This window comes from Roseiconus nitratireducens (assembly GCF_008629675.1).
Taxonomy (GTDB): domain Bacteria; phylum Planctomycetota; class Planctomycetia; order Pirellulales; family Pirellulaceae; genus Stieleria; species Stieleria nitratireducens.
In genome coordinates, this window is record NZ_VWOX01000009.1 from 62093 (window position 1) to 78770 (window position 16678).

At 61.4% G+C, this 16678-nt stretch carries 14 protein-coding genes; 2 read left to right on the forward strand and 12 right to left on the reverse strand.

The features are described from left to right. Nucleotides 1-19 precede the first annotated feature (19 nt). Genes otnC through FYK55_RS16245 form a run of 5 tightly spaced genes read right to left on the reverse strand, consistent with a single transcriptional unit; the run spans nt 20 to nt 5106 of the window. Entirely contained in the window at nt 20-655 is a 636-nt protein-coding gene (gene otnC, locus FYK55_RS16225) for a 3-oxo-tetronate 4-phosphate decarboxylase (protein ID WP_150077489.1), read from the reverse strand. Then, nucleotides 652-1962: a 3-oxo-tetronate kinase gene (gene otnK, locus FYK55_RS16230; protein WP_150077490.1), complete on the reverse strand. Its 1311-nt coding sequence runs from the start codon at nt 1960-1962 to the stop codon at nt 652-654. Before otnK ends, otnC begins: the two co-directional genes overlap by 4 nt. Nucleotides 1963-1967: 5 nt before the next feature. Further along, nucleotides 1968-2606, reverse strand: a complete 639-nt coding sequence (locus tag FYK55_RS16235; protein ID WP_150077491.1) for a cyclase family protein — start codon at nt 2604-2606, stop codon at nt 1968-1970. After that, on the reverse strand, nt 2603-3667 hold the full coding sequence (locus tag FYK55_RS16240) for a Gfo/Idh/MocA family protein (protein WP_315854049.1): 1065 nt from the start codon (nt 3665-3667) through the stop codon (nt 2603-2605). Before FYK55_RS16240 ends, FYK55_RS16235 begins: the two co-directional genes overlap by 4 nt. Beyond that, nucleotides 3631-5106, reverse strand: a complete 1476-nt coding sequence (locus FYK55_RS16245; RefSeq protein WP_150077493.1) for an MFS transporter — start codon at nt 5104-5106, stop codon at nt 3631-3633. Before FYK55_RS16245 ends, FYK55_RS16240 begins: the two co-directional genes overlap by 37 nt. Before the next feature lie 177 nt (nt 5107-5283). Between FYK55_RS16245 and FYK55_RS16250 the strand changes: the two genes are divergently transcribed. Further along, nucleotides 5284-6213 carry a LysR family transcriptional regulator gene (locus tag FYK55_RS16250; protein WP_150077494.1) on the forward strand — a complete coding sequence of 310 codons (930 nt, stop codon included), beginning with the start codon at nt 5284-5286 and terminating at the stop codon, nt 6211-6213. Nucleotides 6214-6374: 161 nt separating this feature from the next. Here FYK55_RS16250 and FYK55_RS16255 read toward each other — a convergent pair whose 3' ends face one another. Further along, on the reverse strand, nt 6375-7199 hold the full coding sequence (locus tag FYK55_RS16255) for a cyclase family protein (RefSeq protein WP_201743730.1): 825 nt from the start codon (nt 7197-7199) through the stop codon (nt 6375-6377). A gap of 69 nt (nt 7200-7268) precedes the next feature. Beyond that, the gene (locus FYK55_RS16260) at nt 7269-8561 is read right to left on the reverse strand and encodes a right-handed parallel beta-helix repeat-containing protein (RefSeq protein ID WP_150077495.1); all 1293 of its coding nucleotides are present in this window, start codon (nt 8559-8561) and stop codon (nt 7269-7271) included. Between the two features lie 309 nt (nt 8562-8870). On the opposite strand from FYK55_RS16260, the gene FYK55_RS16265 reads away from it, so the two are divergent. Beyond that, nucleotides 8871-10541 (forward strand): vitamin K epoxide reductase family protein, encoded by a 1671-nt coding sequence (locus FYK55_RS16265; RefSeq protein WP_150077496.1) that lies wholly within the window; start codon nt 8871-8873, stop codon nt 10539-10541. A 120-nt stretch (nt 10542-10661) separates the two neighbouring features. On the opposite strand, the gene FYK55_RS16270 is transcribed toward FYK55_RS16265, so the two are convergent. The 5 genes from FYK55_RS16270 to FYK55_RS16290 form a co-directional block, all read right to left on the reverse strand. Then, nucleotides 10662-11399, reverse strand: a complete 738-nt coding sequence (locus FYK55_RS16270) for a hypothetical protein (RefSeq protein ID WP_235908738.1) — start codon at nt 11397-11399, stop codon at nt 10662-10664. A gap of 47 nt (nt 11400-11446) precedes the next feature. Next, complete coding sequence (locus tag FYK55_RS16275; RefSeq protein ID WP_150077497.1) at nt 11447-12655, reverse strand: prenyltransferase/squalene oxidase repeat-containing protein; 1209 nt, start codon at nt 12653-12655, stop codon at nt 11447-11449. Nucleotides 12656-12781: 126 nt separating this feature from the next. Continuing rightward, nucleotides 12782-13540: an LssY C-terminal domain-containing protein gene (locus FYK55_RS16280; RefSeq protein WP_150077498.1), complete on the reverse strand. Its 759-nt coding sequence runs from the start codon at nt 13538-13540 to the stop codon at nt 12782-12784. 210 nt (nt 13541-13750) lie between these two features. Next, on the reverse strand, nt 13751-15163 hold the full coding sequence (locus FYK55_RS16285) for a sigma-54-dependent transcriptional regulator (RefSeq protein ID WP_150077499.1): 1413 nt from the start codon (nt 15161-15163) through the stop codon (nt 13751-13753). Further along, nucleotides 15163-16593 carry a sensor histidine kinase gene (locus tag FYK55_RS16290; RefSeq protein WP_235908740.1) on the reverse strand — a complete coding sequence of 477 codons (1431 nt, stop codon included), beginning with the start codon at nt 16591-16593 and terminating at the stop codon, nt 15163-15165. Before FYK55_RS16290 ends, FYK55_RS16285 begins: the two co-directional genes overlap by 1 nt. Between the last annotated feature and the right edge of the window lie 85 nt (nt 16594-16678).

The following is a 16678-nucleotide window of genomic DNA, read 5'->3' on the forward strand; positions in this document are numbered from 1 at the left end:
CACACCGGGTTTTGGAAAACTATTGATGGGGAAATCGCTCTGCCAACTCTCGAACTTGGTCGGGGCTGAGGCAATTGATTCTTTCGTTGCGTAGCATCAGGTACAACTTCGCGGTCGCCTCCAACTCCTCCATCGCGTCCACCGCCGCCTCCAACGATCCGGCCGAAACCAGTGGTCCGTGGTTGGACAACAAAACCGCGTGCGCCGACTTCGCGGCCTGCTCGATTGCTTCGGCAAGCTTTCTGTCGCCTGGCGGGAAATAGGGGACCAGTGGAAGGGAACCCACCCGCATCACGTAGTACGCGGTGATCGGCGGCAGGACATTGGCCGGATCGACATCGGCCAAACAGGACACGGCGACCGAATGTGTCGAGTGCAAATGCACGATCGCACGCTCGGCGGGACGACAGTGATACATCGATTGATGCAAAAAAGCTTCCTTGGACGGCTTGTCACCGGCGACCCATTTTCCGCTGGAGTCCAACTTCGCGATTCGGTCGGGATCCAATCGCCCCAAACAGGAATTCGTCGGCGTGATCAACATGCCATCGGGCAGTCGGGCACTGAGGTTTCCAGAGTTGCCGGCGGTCAAGCCTCGCTCAAACATCGACCGGGCCAGCCGAACCATCTGTTCACGAAGTTCGCGTTCGCTCATCCGAACTGCTCCAACGCTGCCTGGAAAAAATCTTCTCCACCGAAGTTGCCCGACTTCAGCGCCAGAGCCAGCGGCGGATCACTCCCAAGGGTCTGCGTCCATGGCACACCGGGACAGATCTCTGGACCAATCTCCAAAACCCGGACGCCCAATCGGTCGGCGACGGCGCCAGAAGTTTCTCCTCCCGCCAAGACCAGACGCCGAACCGACAATCGTTCAACCAGCAAAACGGCCACCAAAGCAAAGAAACGTTCGAGCGCCGTCGCCACGTTTTCCCTGCCGAAGCGCTGCTGCAACCGCTCGACGTGCTCGGGCGAGGCGGAAGAGGTAATCATGAGTGGTAACTCGGCCGAGACGTTGGTCGCCCAGTCGAACAGCTTGCGGACTTGCATTTCGGGATCCGCCAAAACCGCTTCGACATCCACCTCCCAACACGCGCTCCGCCGCTTCATCCATCGCACCTGGGCCTGCGTCGCCGGCGAACAACTGCCCGCGATGATGGCGCTGCGACCGTCAATCGCGAAAGCTTGCCCTCCGTCTCCGACCGGACCCCAGAGGCCGCGCGTCTGATAGGCCGCGGGAAGAAACCTGCCCAACCCCGATCCACCCGTCACCAACGGCAAGTCCGCAGCGACGGCCGCCAGACTTTCCAGATGCGGCGGCCGGCAAGTGTCGGCAATGACCAATTTCAAGCCGCGTTTTTGCAACTGATCCAGGTGCTCCGTGATCGCCGCGGCGCCGTTGTCGATCACTCCGGCCGGCAACAGCCCGACTTCGCCATGCGTCTGCTTGCGCAGCACGCGCACCAGGTTGGCATCGGTCATCGGATTCAACGGATGATGCTGCATCCCGGACTCGTGCAACAACTTGTCACCGACGAACAGGTGTCCTTGATAAACGGTTCGCCCCGCATCGGGAAACGCGGGACAAAAAATGGTTTGGTCGCAGGCAAGCCGCTCCATCAAGGCTTCGGCCACCGGTCCGATATTCCCCTCGTCGGTCGAATCAAAGGTCGAACAGTATTTGAAATAGATCCGCTCGATGCCGGCCGTCAGCAACTGATCCAATACGGCGAGGGATTGCTGGACCGACACCGATGCGGTGACCGACCGAGTCTTCAAGGCAACCACCACGGCGTCGAATCCCTCGACGCGTGCCCAGGCAGACGGCTCCGGGATGCCCAGTAACTGCACCACACGCATCCCACCCTGAACCAGGTTCAGAGCCAGATCGGTCGCACCGGTCACGTCGTCGGCGAGACAACCGAGTACGGGGCTTCTTCGGCGGGTGTGGGGCAGGACAGCCATCGGATTCAAGTCTCGCTTTCGATCGCCACCGCACGCACCGGAGAACCATCGCCGCCAACAATCCGTAACGGCAACGCCACAAACTGCACCACGGGAGTGCGGATCTGGTCCAAATTCGCCAGTCCTTCAACGATCACGATGTTGCCGCGGAAGAGAGTCTGATGCACCTCAGTCAGCTCGGTCGGGTTGTTCACATCGGCCACCGATGGCGGCTCCACACCGACCATTGCGACCTTCCGCTGCACCAGCCATTGTGCCAAGTCCAGCGAGAGACGCGGTAGCTCGTCGCGATAGGCCGGGGTTCCGTATCGCTTGTACCAGTCGGTGCGGAACAACAACCTCGCCCCAGGCCGGATCTCTTCGGCCAAATGGCCGAGGCTGGCCACGTCGATCCGTTGCCGGGGCTCCGCGGGTGCCAGATTGATTACGGTGGCAGGACCGAAGCAGACGGACAGGTCCTGTTGATCCAACGTGCGTCCCCCCGGCAAAAAGTGGCGCGGCGCATCCATGTGCGTCCCGCAGTGCGAATAGAGCGACAAGGTCGTGGCGTTCCAGCCGTCTCGCTCCAGCGTCTTGGCCTCGGCAAGCTTCACGCCGGGCATTTGATCGCTGATCGGCAGACTCAGGTCGATGTACTTGGTCATCCCCCGTTTTCCTCCATCGACACGTACCGACGTGATTCCGCCGAACGGTAAATGCCTTCGACGACGTCCAATGTTTTCAGGTACTCGCGCCCCGCCGTCTCGAAAGGCGTCTCCGCCCGCAACGAATCGATGAAGTGCTGTTGGGTAGCCAACACGCAATCGCCGGCAAAACCACGCCGAGCGTAGGAATACTCGATCGGCCGCACCGGTTCTCCCAGCCTTTGCCAAGTCAGTTGCCCGTCACCGCGCAGACGAAGCGAGCCGCCATTGCCCTCGATCAATGCCTCGCCGAACGTCAGTCGGGCTTCGGCCGACGTCGGCTCGTTGTACCGATTCCCATCCCACAGTCCGGCGGCTCCGGAGCGGAAATCGAACATCACCGTCGCGCAATCTTCGCCGGCGATTGCCGAGTTCCAACGTCGCAAAGACGCAAAGACGCCGCTGATCTCGCCAGCCAAAAAGCGGAACGTATCCACGAAATGGACTCCAGTCTCAAAAACCAGCAGCCGCGACATCTCGCGAAAATAGGGCTGGCGGTCCAAGTAAGCGTCGGTCCCCCAACCATCCCCGGTGCGGCACTGGAAAGACACCGAGTGCAGCCGATCGCCGATGGCGCCGTGGTCGATCTGCCGCCGCAATTCACGATACCAAGGCTGAAACCGAAAGTTCTCATGCACCATCAAGCGAACGCGGGCAGCGTCACACAGGTTCACAATCTGTTTGGCTTCGTCGAAGGTTGGTGCGAGCGCCTTCTGACAAATGACCGGTAGCGACCGCTCGGCGGCCTGACTCACCAGGCTCAGGTGTGATTCGGGGCGGGTGACGATGTCGACAAAGTCGGGTCGTTCCCGGTCCAGCATCTGTTCAAAGTCGGCATAGGTCGATTCGATGCCGAATCGATCCGCGGCGGCCGCTGCCGCGTCCAAGTCCTGGTCACACACCGCGCCAATCTGCGCGCCCTCGATTCGCGACCAGGCGTCCAGGTGAAACTGACTGAAATAGCCCGCTCCGACCACCACCCCTTTCAACACTCCCATCGCGACACCTCCCAAGTCTGCCACCCGACTCTTTCAGACGCGGGGGATTCCAAGTGCGAGGCCTGTTTCTTTTGACTCGACGGCAGCAGGAACTTGCTGTAGACCAGCATGCCAACGACGGCCAGGATCAACAATACGAACCACACCACTCGCCTTCGCAACGCCGCAGCGGAAAGTTTCGTCAGGGGACGCTGCGGATTCATGAACATCCAGGCGACCACGGCCAAGACGTTCATCATCGCGGCAAAGGCGAAGAACGAGTTCGCCGTCCCGGTGGACTCCGCGATCACGGGCAACGTGACGTGTGCCACAAAGAAAGGAAACGCGACAGCGCTCACCGCCGCCCCCAGATTCCCGACCATGTTCATCGCGGCGGACACGGCCCCTGACCGCGCCCCGCCGACGTCCATGCAGAATGCCCAACTGGGGCTGAGCGTCATTTCCACGCCAAACGTCGCCAACGAAAAGCAGGCGATGAAGGTCCAAACCGAAGCGGACGGTCCCAATTGCGTCGTCAGCAACAACCCCAGGGCCCCCAACGTGTAGCCGACAATTGCCGGCAAGCGACGCGACCAGACGTGCATTCCGCGGCGATGCAATCCGGTGACGGCGTATCCGGATACCCACAGCGCCACCGCGCCACACAACAGTGGCAGGGATGCCAGATAGGCATACGACTCACCAAACGTCTGGCTCAAGTAGGGCTGCAGCCAGGTAATGCTGATGAAGAACGTCATGTTGCTGGCTGCATACTGAAACATGGCCAACAACACGTTGGCCGAGGTGACGATCTGGATGTAGGGCACGGCCGACCGCGCGGCTTGCTCTCCCTCGATGCCGTCGTGGATCAGCCCCAGTTCCGCTTGATTGACACGTCGATGGTTGGCCGGCAGGTCACGATACCAGATCCACCACACGCCACCCCAAATCAGGCCGAGCACGCCGTTGGCGACGAACGTCATCCGCCAGCCGATCTGATCGATCAGCCAGGGCATCAGCACCAACGACAACGCCGCGCCAATTCTCGCCCCGGAATGAAAGATCCCCTGACCGATCCCCCGCTCGTTAGCCGGAAGCCAGCTGTACAAAGCCCGGGTCGCGCCCGGATAAGCGCCCGCTTCGCCCACACCGAACAAGAACCGCACGACCAGCAAACTGATCGCGGTGGACACCGCTCCGGTCAACGCCGTGAAGATGCTCCACACGAGCACCACGATGGTCAGGGCACGCCGCGGCCCGGCTCGGTCACTGAACCAACCCGCCGGGATTTGAAACAGCGCGTAGCCGATGGCGAAAATGCCGAACACGTAACCCATCATCTGGTCGTCCAGACCGACGATGTCCTCCTGCATCGACCCCTTGGCCGCCGAGATGCAGACTCGGTCCATGTACGTGTTGACCGTGTGCAGGAACAACAGGAACACCAGCCAGAATCGCTGACGTGTTGCGATCGTCTGGTTCATTCCGATGAAGATCCGGCGGAAGCAAAAACGGCGCCGGGCGGGAATTCCCGGCAAAGGCGAGGAGCCCGCAATTGTATCCCCGAATTCGTTTTGTACAATGAAACAACTCCAAAGACTTATTTCGAATTACGAAACGAAACCTTTCCCTCCTCCTCCGGCCGCATCGCGTCGAACACCATGCCTCACGTTCCCGACTCCGACGGTGGACGCTCGGCCGACCTGAGCGTCGCTCAACTGCACACTTTTCGCCAAGTCATGCAAGAGGGCGGCTACGCCGCGGCGGCCAAGGTCTCGCACCTGTCGGTCCCATCTGTGTGGCAGCACATCCGATCCTTGGAAAAGGTATACGGCGTTCAACTGTTCGATCGCGAGGGCCGTCAGGTACGTCCCACCGAAGCGGCGCGACGCCTGTACGAGCAAGTCGACCGGATCTTGGTTCAGCTGGAATCGACCTTCGACCTGGTCGACGCATCGGCCGGCGACAAGACGATCCGAATCGTCACCGGCGTGCGAATGATGCTGGAAGACCTTGCCGGTCCGCTGGCCGCGTTTCGCCAGCGGCACCCCAATCGCCTGGTCATCCGGCAAGGCAACGAACATCGCGCCGAAGAATTATTGCTGGCGGACGAAGTGGACCTGGCAATGACCTTGGAGCCGGGCTTGAAACAGGCATCGCCTTACCTGCACTATGAACCCGCCTACACGGTGGAGTTTCTCGCGGTGGCCAAGAAAGGACATCCGTACGCGACCGCGCGATCCGGCAGTTTGAAAGAGCTTGCCAAACACGACCTGATCGTGACGACGACCGGCACCCACGGCCGCGACGCCCTGGACCAGGCATTTCACCGCGAAGGCCTGAAAGCGAGGATCGTGGCGGAAACCGACAACAGCGCCTTCACCATCGCTTGTGTTGCCGCGGGAATGGGCGTGGGCATCCTTGCCGGACGTGCCAACGGCGATCTGTGTCGCAAGCTCGCGACGCGTTCAATGAACAAGCACTTCGGCCGCCGCCGCATCAGCTGGATGTGGCGGAAAGGCAGGTTGCTGTCCGAGCCGATGTTGGAATTGATTGAAGCGGTCAAACAACTGGATCGCGCGGAGTCCTGAGGGCGGGACGCGATCGCGTCCGCAATCCGACGCATCGCAACCGTGGTGGCGTCCGATTACGGGAGCCCCGAGTGCAGAGGCATCGTGCAAGCGAAGTGAAGGATGCGGTCCACCGTCGTCTGGCCACGGTGGCGACGCCGCGTCCAGTCATGCAAGACGGCTCAATTGCTGGGCAGCGACGCGATGATTCGCAGCGGCGCACCGGTACCTTTCGCGATCTTCATCGGGAGTGCGACCACCGTCGCCCCCTGGGCCGGCAACCGGCTCAGATCGGCCACATTTTCAAACACCGGGATGTTGTGCTTGAACAGCGTGACGTGACTTTGAAACCGTTCCGATTGTCCGTGATCGATGCTCGCGGTGTCGATCCCGATCGCTTTGACCGGGCGGTGGTCGGCCAGCCAGCGGGCGGCCATCGGATCCAGCCCGGGAAAGTGCAGCTGGGACACCGCGTCCGGTCCGGTTTGGTCGGTGCCGAGGTACCGCCGCCGATCCTGCCAGAACGTCGCATAACCGGTTCGAATCAGGACGATCACGTCCACCAACTGTCGCCCTTGCTGGGTTTCCCAGCGGTGCAAATCTCCCACACCCACCTGATAGTCCGGGTCGTCACGGCAGGCATCCCGGACGTCAATCACCGCCGCCTCCCCGATCAACCGATCCAGCGTCACCTGGTCAACGGTGTGGCCCTCCTTGGAAAAATGAATCGGGGCATCCAGGTGCGTGCCGCCGTGCTCGGCCGCGGCAAACCGCTTGGATGCGTAGAAATAACCCTTCTCGGTCATCCCGAATTTGTCGACCGTCAATTGGAACCCGGACTCGGTCGGCCAATAGATCGTCGATGCGTCAAAGTCATGCGTCAGGTCGACCCACTGGGCACCGGCGGACACCGACAGTGATTGAACCTGGCCATGAGCCACACTGGCCCCGGCAACCAGCATGACGCCGAGCAACCGCACGACTCCCGCGAAGCGAATGATGTTCATCGGAACCTCTGGTGATCGGTGGAAAACTCCGTGGTCGGGAACTTTGGGCCGCGAGGAACCAACCTGTTCTCATGGTTTTTCGACGAACCCGTTTCCGTCCAGCAGGATCTTGCGACATTGTCCCTCTTGCCGGACCGCTTCGGTGCTGAGATGGGAAAAGAGGTTTCCCGACAACACAATCCCCTGGCACTCTTCCAGCAGAACGCCGGCCGCTTCATTCGGATTGGGTTCCTGTTTGGTGGGATCGTCCGAACGTCGTTGCAGCGGATTACCATCCGCATCGTTGCCGATCCAGGTGTCGCTGAAGTTGTTTCCGCTGATGGTGATGCTGGCGGATTCGGGACGGACCGCAATCCCGATCTTTTTGACAATCGTGAAGGTGTTGGCCGACACGGCGCACCCGTGAGCGTCTCGCAGATCGATCCCGCCGGTGAATTCGTGGGCGATGACATTGGCGGAAAGCGTGATGCCGTAACAGTCCCGATCCAACACGATGCCCCAGCCCTGGCACTCTTCGATCATGTTGCCGGAGACCACCGAACCGTAGGTATTTTCGATCACCACTCCGTCTCCCAAGTGATCATCCAGGTTGTTTCCTGACATTGCCAAGTTGAAGGAGTCGATGCATTTCAAACCGTCGACATTCTCTTCGAACTGATTGGCCGACACGATGATGTCATGGCAACCTTCCAGATAAACGCCACAGCGTTTGTTGTAGGTGAACAGGCAATCGCTGATTCGAGGGTCTTCGTAACAGAACCACAGCCGCAATCCGTCCCCGCCGTTCTCGCTGCTGCTGACGCCGTGAACCTGGATTTCCTCGATGTAGCGGGCTTCGATCCCGGCGCCACTGTCGGGGTTGCCGGTGACCCTCAGGTCGGCGATGGAAACCCGCCACAACCGCTCGGGGTGGGGCGTCGGCTTGCCGGCGTATTTCGGGTTCTCGATCAAAATGGCCGGCTGACCATCGGTGTTTCGATTCACGAGGTGCGTCGCTGTCCCTACGCCTTCCACACGCGTGTCCCCCGTTTTGATTCGTAGCGGCTGGTCGATCTCGTGAACTCCGGCGGGCAGACGGAGAACGCCGCCGCTGGTCGGAATGGCGTCGGCCGCAGCCTGGAGCGAATGATACTCGCCGGCATCCACCACCGCGTCGCCGGCCGCCCAACACGTCGTCGAAAGCGACATCACAGCCAGACAGACCGCGAACAGGGCGACGGAGCACGACACCGCTGGAGAACGTGCCCAAAGCGTCTGTCGCTCCATCAACGTCGGGTGTGCAGCTTTCAGCACTGTTTTTTTCAGCACTGCTTTGTCGCAACCACCTTGATCGGCTTGATTGGGGATCCGGATTCGCATCATCAGTAGCTCGTTTGCCGTCGAGGGCGGTGCGGGCCCGGGATCGCCAGTCGGCCCGATTGCCCGAATCCGCCTGATTATAAAGCGGCTCCATCCTCACGGGGTTGTTCTCAATGGCGTCTCTGTCAGATCGCTGCCGCGAAGGCGACGGCCCGGCAATCGAACTGGGAGACCGGGACGACGCCGGCCTGTGATTTGCACGCGCCGAAATCCCCTCCCCGGGCGAACTTTGCCCACCGCCGCTTGCGACCTTCATGGGCGACGCAGCAGACCTGGCGATCTCTCGCGCAGCTTCAGACACCAGGATGAACGATGAACGATCACGACAAACACAACATGATGGGCTCACGTGGAGTGACCCGTCCGATGGCCGAAATGAAACTCCAAAACGGCCAACAGGACCACGGCGACCACGGCGACCACGAGCATCACGAGCATCACGAGCATCACGACCAGAGTGGTCACAGCCAAGGCGATCACAGCTCGAATCACGAAGGATCGAATCACGGAACGGGACACAGCAGCGGTCACGCAATGAGCCATGACGACCGGCTGCAGATGCTGTCGATGCATCACAAGCAGACGTTGTGGATCTACTGGACGCTTCCCTTGCTGGGAATCTGGTTGCTGACGGCTCCCTTCAACTTCGGCTACCTGAATGAAGCCTTGTGGGTGGACCCGAGCGGAGGGCGAGGGCCGTGGTTTGCCGAACAGTCGACGCCGGAACTTCAGCACCAGCGTGCGTTACTGATGACCGGCAGCGACGTGCTTTGTGGGTTGCTGTTGCTGATCTTCGGCTGGCGGTCATTGAAGCCGAATCGTCCCTACAGCCTGTGGACTTGCTGTTTTGTCGGGGTGTGGCTGACGTTTGCCCCGATCCTTTTTTGGGCACCGACGGCGTCGTCCTATGCCAACGATTCGTTGATCGGAATCTTGGTAATGGCATTGACCATACTGATTCCGGGCATGCCGAACATGATCATGTACATGCAGCACGGAGCGGCAACGCCGCCGGGTTGGAGCTACAACCCGTCCAGTTGGCCGCAGCGGTGGATCATGATTGCGACCGGCTTTCTGGGGTTCCTGGTCTCGCGATACCTCGCCATGTTCCAATTGGGCTACATCGACTACGTCTGGGATCCGCTGTTCGGATTCACCCAGGGCACGGAGAAGGTGCTCAACTCCGACATGTCGCATCTGTGGCCCATTTCGGACGGCGGGCTGGGTGTGATTTCCTACACGTTCGAGTTCTTGATGGGCTACATGGGCAGCCCGTCGCGCTGGCGTACGATGCCGTGGATGGTTTGCTTCTTTGGAATCCTGGTCATCCCGTTGGGTCTAACGCACATTGTGCTGGTGATCTCGCAACCGGTGATCGTTCATCGCTGGTGCGCCTTCTGTTTGCTGGCGGCCTTGGTGATGCTTCCGATGATCCCGTTGGAGGTCGACGAGGTGGTCGCAATGATCCAACATGTGAGGCAAGCCAAGGCCCGCGGCGACCGCGGTGGATCGCTGTGGAAGATCTTCTGGAAGGGTGGCCGGGCCGACGGTTGCACGATGGACGAACGGTCGCCGGAGATGATCAGCCTGCCCGATCAGCCCGGAGCGGTGCTGAAGGCATCGATTTGGGGCATGAGCTTTCCCTGGACCCTGATCACGACGTCCGCATTGGGGCTGTTGCTGATGTGTCTACCAACTTGGTTTTCCATCGACATCAAGACCCACGCGGCCGACATCGGACACCTCGGCGGCGCGTTGATCGTCACGGTCTCGGTCATCTGCATGGGAGAAGTGATTCGAACCGGTCGATTCCTGAACCTGTTGCTCGCCGCGGCCGTCGCCGTGGGCCCCTGGATGGTCGCGGAAGCCACGACCGGATACGCGGCGTTGTGTTCGGTGATCGCCGTGGCGGTCGCTGCGTTGTCGCTGCCCCGCGGACAAATCACGGAATCCTACGGCAGCTGGGATCGATTCATTCGGTAGTTCGCGGTAAGCGAACTGGACAGCGTCCTGGTGAGTCGGCGACGTTCGCCCAAGCATCGCCGTCCGCCGTCCGCCGTCGCACGACGGCAGCTACGGAGTGGAAGAGTGAGCCGCGTGAGACTAGCCGCGGTATCGCACCAGGTACCATCCGCCGCCCAGTTCCAACGATGCCTGCAAATCGTGGTGCTCGTTCAGTCCTCCGGTGAACGATCCCGGTTGGCTTGACGGCGGATGCCACTCGGCCCAGTCACCGCCATCGGGGCCGGCCAACTGTAACTTCAATGCGCCGGAATCGCAGCGTTCAATCGCGCTGATGCAAAGTTGCGTCCCAGTGACCGAAGGGGATGTCAACAGAATCAGAGTCCGTGGCTTGCCAAACGGGTAAGCCATGTAGGGCCCCAAGTGCTGTAACGAGCCGTCGCGCGTCGGCCAATCGTTTCGCAGCGGCCGGGCGATCGAATCGAACCGATCACGCTGCAGTGCCAGCCGGACACGTTTTCCCTGCCAAGCGATCGCGCTGTGGTTGAGAAACAAGCTGCACCAAAGCGCCATCACGCCCGTCAGCGCCACCAACGAACGCAGCGAGACCAGGGAGCGGTCGTGTCCGGCGCGTCGGCAGAGCGCCATCACCCAAACCGCCGCGCCTCCACCGGCGACAGTGACCAACAGCAGTAGCGACAGCAACCGCCCCAGCCCAACCCAGGCCATCGTTTCCTGGATCGTCGCGGCGGGAGCCACGAACAAGCCCTGCAAATGCTGCAGCATGATCTCGAACCATGGGTCCGATGCCGCCCACAGTGAGAGGGCAGCCATCGCCAGAGCTTGCAGGAACAAGAGGGGGCGCAGGGAAACGATCATCCGCTCAAATAGATCCGTCGAAGTTTTTCAAATGGCTGCGTGCCGGTTCATTTCCCCGGCGATGACTTGGGCGGGTCGCAGTAGGCCAACGCGAGCAATGCGAAACTGGTTGCCAAGTCCTTGTCATTTTCGAACCACCGCTCATTCTGGTTGGCCCACGATCCGTCGTCGTTTTGCCGTCTGGCGAGTTCTTGGACCAAGTCGGCTCGCCAGTCGTGCACATCACCATCTTCGTCTTTTAGTTCGTCAACGCCGGCGGCTTTCAGTGCGGCCGCGAAGGTGTGGTAGTAGTAATACAAACCGGCCGATCCCATCCCGGGATTGTTTTCGACATCGTAGAATTCGCTGATCCAATCCACGGCCGCCTTGACGCGTGGATCGTTGCTGGTCAGGCCCGCGTAAATCATGCTTTTCAAGCCGGTGTAGGTCATCGAGCCATAACTTCGCAAGCCTCCGTTGGGCGTGTAACGTTCCTCGGAAGTACTCGGGTCGATCTTTGTCGTCGGGATCTCGTAGTAGAAACCGCCGTCGTCAACTTTGCCGGCCAATGGGGTGTCGTTGAACTTCGCGTCCAGGTTTTGGCAACGGGAGACAAACGCCAGCGCACGTTGGATCGCCGGATCTTCGGGGCCGGCCTCGGTCGCCCGCAGGGCTTCGATGAAGTAACCGGTGTTGGACAGATCGGGTCGTCCGGCGCCACCGTAGCCGACGCCGCCATACCAGGGATCCGATGGATCCCGCTTGACCTCTCCGTACTGCATCTCGGTCACAAAGTCCTTGGCCCGCCCGAGCAATTCGTTGTAGCGGCCGTCGGCATTTGCTTCAGCGAAGCACAGCATGGCGACGCAGGTCTCATAGTTCCGAAGTCGTCCGTTTCCGTAGATGCCGCCGTCGGGTTTGACGAATCCCTGCAGGGCCTTCAGGCCTTTGGCGACCATCGGATCGTCCACCGTGCGGCCGTTGCGGAGGGCCGCCGTAATCGCCAGGGCGGTCACGCCCGGCCCGACACGCGGCGAAAACATCCCGGCGTCGGTTTGGCCCTCGCCCGCCAAGTACTCCAGCCCCTTGCGAACGATCGCCTGGCGCTGCGTCTCGACCGCTTCACCCGATTGGGATTCCGCGGTGGCCGCCTGTCCGGTCGGGGCCGCCTGTCCGGTCGCGACGTCCTGTGCAGTCAGCGGGACACCCAACCCGGCAACCAACAGACCGGTGACAAAAATGCGTCGGCCGCGGTGAAAATTCCATCGTCTGTTCATCGATCAGCTCCCAAAAACCCGTGATTTGCGGGTTCAACGCGAAAACCCATTGGACGCCCACACCACTTTGCACACCGCGTGCCGCAGCCCGAGTCAGCGTTCAGCGATGCGTGCCCAGACGATGCGTCAGTCCGTCGCCGTGATGCGGAGCTTGGCCAGGGACAACCGGCCGTCGGTGTGCCAAGGGTCTCCGCCCCCGTTGCGCCCCTGCCGAACCTGATGGAAATCGTCGACGAATTCGATATCGATCAGCCGCCCGGTTTGGCGGAGTTCGCCAACCAAGTGGTCCCGTTCCAAGTCGACATCGGCAGCAATGTGGTGGGTGATCTGCCCCGTCGTGTGACTCAAACCGACGCGCCTGTCGAACGTCGCCGAACCGGCCCACAACGGGTTGCCCTGATCGTCGGTCTGACCGGATTTCCAGAATCGGACGTGGTGTCGTTGCCGCGGGTCGTCGCCGACGGGCTGTTCAAAGGCCAAGTCTTCGGGGCGGCCCCACAGGTACAGCCTGCTGACCGGTGCCGCGTCGTAAGGACGTTCGGCGACCGAGTCGACGGCAATCCGAAGGTCGCTTCTCATGCCGAGCGGGTCCGCCGTGTACCATCCGGCGGCACGTAACGCCGCCTTCAGCTCTTGCTCCATGCCGATCAGTGCCAGATTGATCGGATCACCTGGATGACCATCACTGGTTTCGGTGACCCCTGGCATGTCATCCAGTGCCGGATGGCGGCCGGTGTAGTGCTCCCAAAACACCGGCATCAACCAGTACGCCACAACCAGATAGACCAGCAGCAAGATGCCCAGGGCCGACGAGATCCGTTGCCAAAGAACGTCTCGACGCGCGGGCACCACGGGGTCCGATGGATTGTCGGAATGTTCACTCATGGCTGCAACGCTTTCACAAACAAATGAAGACGACGGCGAATCGAACGCGACCGGTTCATTCTAGCCAGCGACGCGATTCGCAGCCTGCCCTCTCGAATCACTGCTCGCGAATCGGCTCGCGCGGCTGTCCATCGAACCGCTGCCGCGCTTCGCCGCGTTGGATACGAATCGCCCCTTCAACTCAGCGGAAACCGGCGTCGCCACGGTCCTTCAATCGTCGATCCCATAGGCCCGCAATCGGTCTCGCAGCGTGCCGCGGTGGATCCCCAACATTTCCGCCGCTTTGGCGCGGTTGCCCCCGGTGTGTTCGAGCACTCGCCTGAGTAATGCGGGCTCGGCCGCGGTAAGGAATTGGGCGTGCAAAGGCTCTCCCTGCTCCTCCCAACGCGCGATCGCCTCGCCGGCCCATTCGCGGACCGCATGATCGACCGACGCACGCGTCGAAGGTGACGCCGGATCGCGACCAGGTTTTGGCGGAGGAAAGTCCCCAATCGCCAAACTTCGTCCACGGGCCACGACGGCGGCGTGTCCGACGGCATTCTTCAATTCACGGACGTTCCCGGACCACGGGCGTTTGACCAGCTCGGCCAACAAGGCGGAATCGATCGCCGTCTCCGCGGCGGGATAGTTCATTGCATGCAGAAAATGATGACAGAGGACCCCGATGTCTTCGGTCCTTTCTCGCAGTGGTGGCAAATGGATTTGAACGCCGCTCAACCGATGAAACAAGTCTTCCCGAAACTCGCCGTCGCCAACCGCCTGGTGCAAATCGCTGTTGGTTGCCGCGAGGATTCGGACATCGGCTTGCCGTGGCTGGATGTCGCCGACGCGACAGTATTCCCCCTGTTCCAAGACACGCAGCAACTTCACCTGGGTGCCGATCGGCAAGTCACCGATTTCATCCAACAACACGGTGCCGCCCTCGGCCCGCTCAAACAAACCGGGTCGGTCATCGACGGCGCCGGTGAAGGCACCCTTGATGTGACCGAACAATTCGCTCTCGATCAGATCGGTATTCAACGCGACCGGCGCGATCGGCAAGTACGGTTTGTCCGCTCGACGGCTGTGCCGATGGATGGCGGCAGCTACCAATTCCTTGCCCGTCCCGGTTTCTCCGGTGATCAGCACCGACAGGTCGCTGTCAGCCACCAACGCGATCTGCCGAAAGACCTGTTGCATGGCGGGCGATCCGCCGACCAGAGCGGCGTTGTCGGTCGCCATCGGCTGCGTTTGCACGGGCGCGGCGACCGTCCGCGATTTGCGGAGCGCCTGGCGGCACGTTCGCAGCGCATCTTCCAACTTGAACGGCTTGGTCAAATAGTCCGTCGCACCGTTCTTGACCGCCGCAACTGCCGTTTCCAAATCTCCGAAGGCGGTGATGATGATCACCGGCGCGTCCCCCGTCGCCGAGAGAAACTTGGGCAAGGCGGTGATCCCGTCTTCCTTGGGCAGCCGAACATCCAAGATGACCATGACCGGACGATGTTCCGCCGCCAAACGCAGCCCTTCCTCGGCCGAGGACGCGGTCACCACGCGGTGGCCCTCCTGGGTCAGCATTTTTTCCAACGCCCAACAAATCGACGGTTCATCGTCGACGACCAACACCGGCGCGGCTGTGTTCATCATGTCTCCTCCTGAATGGTCACCGTGACCATTAACTCAAACACGGTTTTTCCATCGGCTCGCGTCCATTTGACATCGCCGCCGAGAAACTCCGCGGCGCGGCGCACCACGGGCAATCCCAAACCCAACCCTTCCGGTTTGGACGTCACCAACGGCTCGAACAAGTCCTCGGCAACTTCCTCGGGGATGCCGGGACCATTGTCGGCCACCCGAACGCGCAGCTGGGGTGGTCCGCCGGCGTCGCTCGTCGCTTCGGCGTCCACCCAGACTTGGTCGCCGGCCTGCATCGCGTTGTGCACCAGGTTGGTCAGCGCCGCGACCCACGTGGGGCCGTCACCGATCTGATATCGCGACAATGAGCCGTCGTCCTGCCAGCGGATCTCCACTCTCAAGTGACGAGCGATCGGCGTCAAGCTCAACCGCACGTCGTTCCAACAAACCATCGCCGACATCGGACGGTTCTGGTCCTGCCGACCGGACGCGACCAACAGCAAACGCCGCACGTAACTTTCGGCCGACTCGATTTGGCTGATCGCCACCTGCAATCCCTCGTCGTCGGCGTGCGGACAGTCGGCGGCATGCAACTCCACGGCCATTCGCGCACCGGTCAGGCTGTTGCGCAGCTGGTGCGCCATGCCGCCCGCAATCTGATGCAACAACTTCTCGCTCTGCTGTCGATTCACCCGTCCCCACAAGCGGCTCAACTGGTTGGCCATGGAATCGACCGCACCGCCCAATCGACCCACTTCGTCGCCGACGTCGTCGGAGACGGTCGAGTCGAAATCGCCATCCGCGACGGCTTCCACACGATGCTGCAATTTGGCCAACCGTCCGACCAGCCGCGAGGACAGCACCAGCGCGACCGAACTGATCGCGGCAATTGTCGACAATCCGGTGACCAGGGGAAGCAGCGCGGCACGCCGCCGACTGGCGCGCAACAAGGCTTCGTCAAACAGAACGGCCACTCCGGCGACACCGTCGGAGCGCACCGGCGCGTCGTTCATGGAAAAAAAATAGACGCGGTAGCGACGTGAACCGACGGTCAACCCCGCCGGCTGCGTGTGCTCATCGCGGCCGCCAGATTCGCGGCCTAGCGTCCGAGCCAGGTTCGCCGCCAGTGGCTCGTTCGGCGGAGGGATCACCGTCGCCTGCAACAACTGGCCGTTCGCGTTCACCGTCGCCAATTCGGTTTGCGTCAGGTCCGCCAACAGATTCAACACGACGGCGTTCAGCGGAAACGTCGAACCGGAAAGCGTGTCCCGGATCCCGACAAACCGATCCTGCATCTGCTCACTGGCCCAGCTGGCACCCCACCAGGACGATCCCAACGCCACCGCAACCGCCGCCATCAGTGCCGACGCCAGCATGGGTGCGAGCAATCGGAGTCGAAGCGAACGAAAGGGAGGCGTTGGCGGCAAGAGTCGGCTCAAGCGGTTCGGAGAATGATCTTGGCATTTTAGACCAAACCGCCGGGCGGAAAATCCGCCACGCCTGGCCAAAGCAACACCGCCGTGG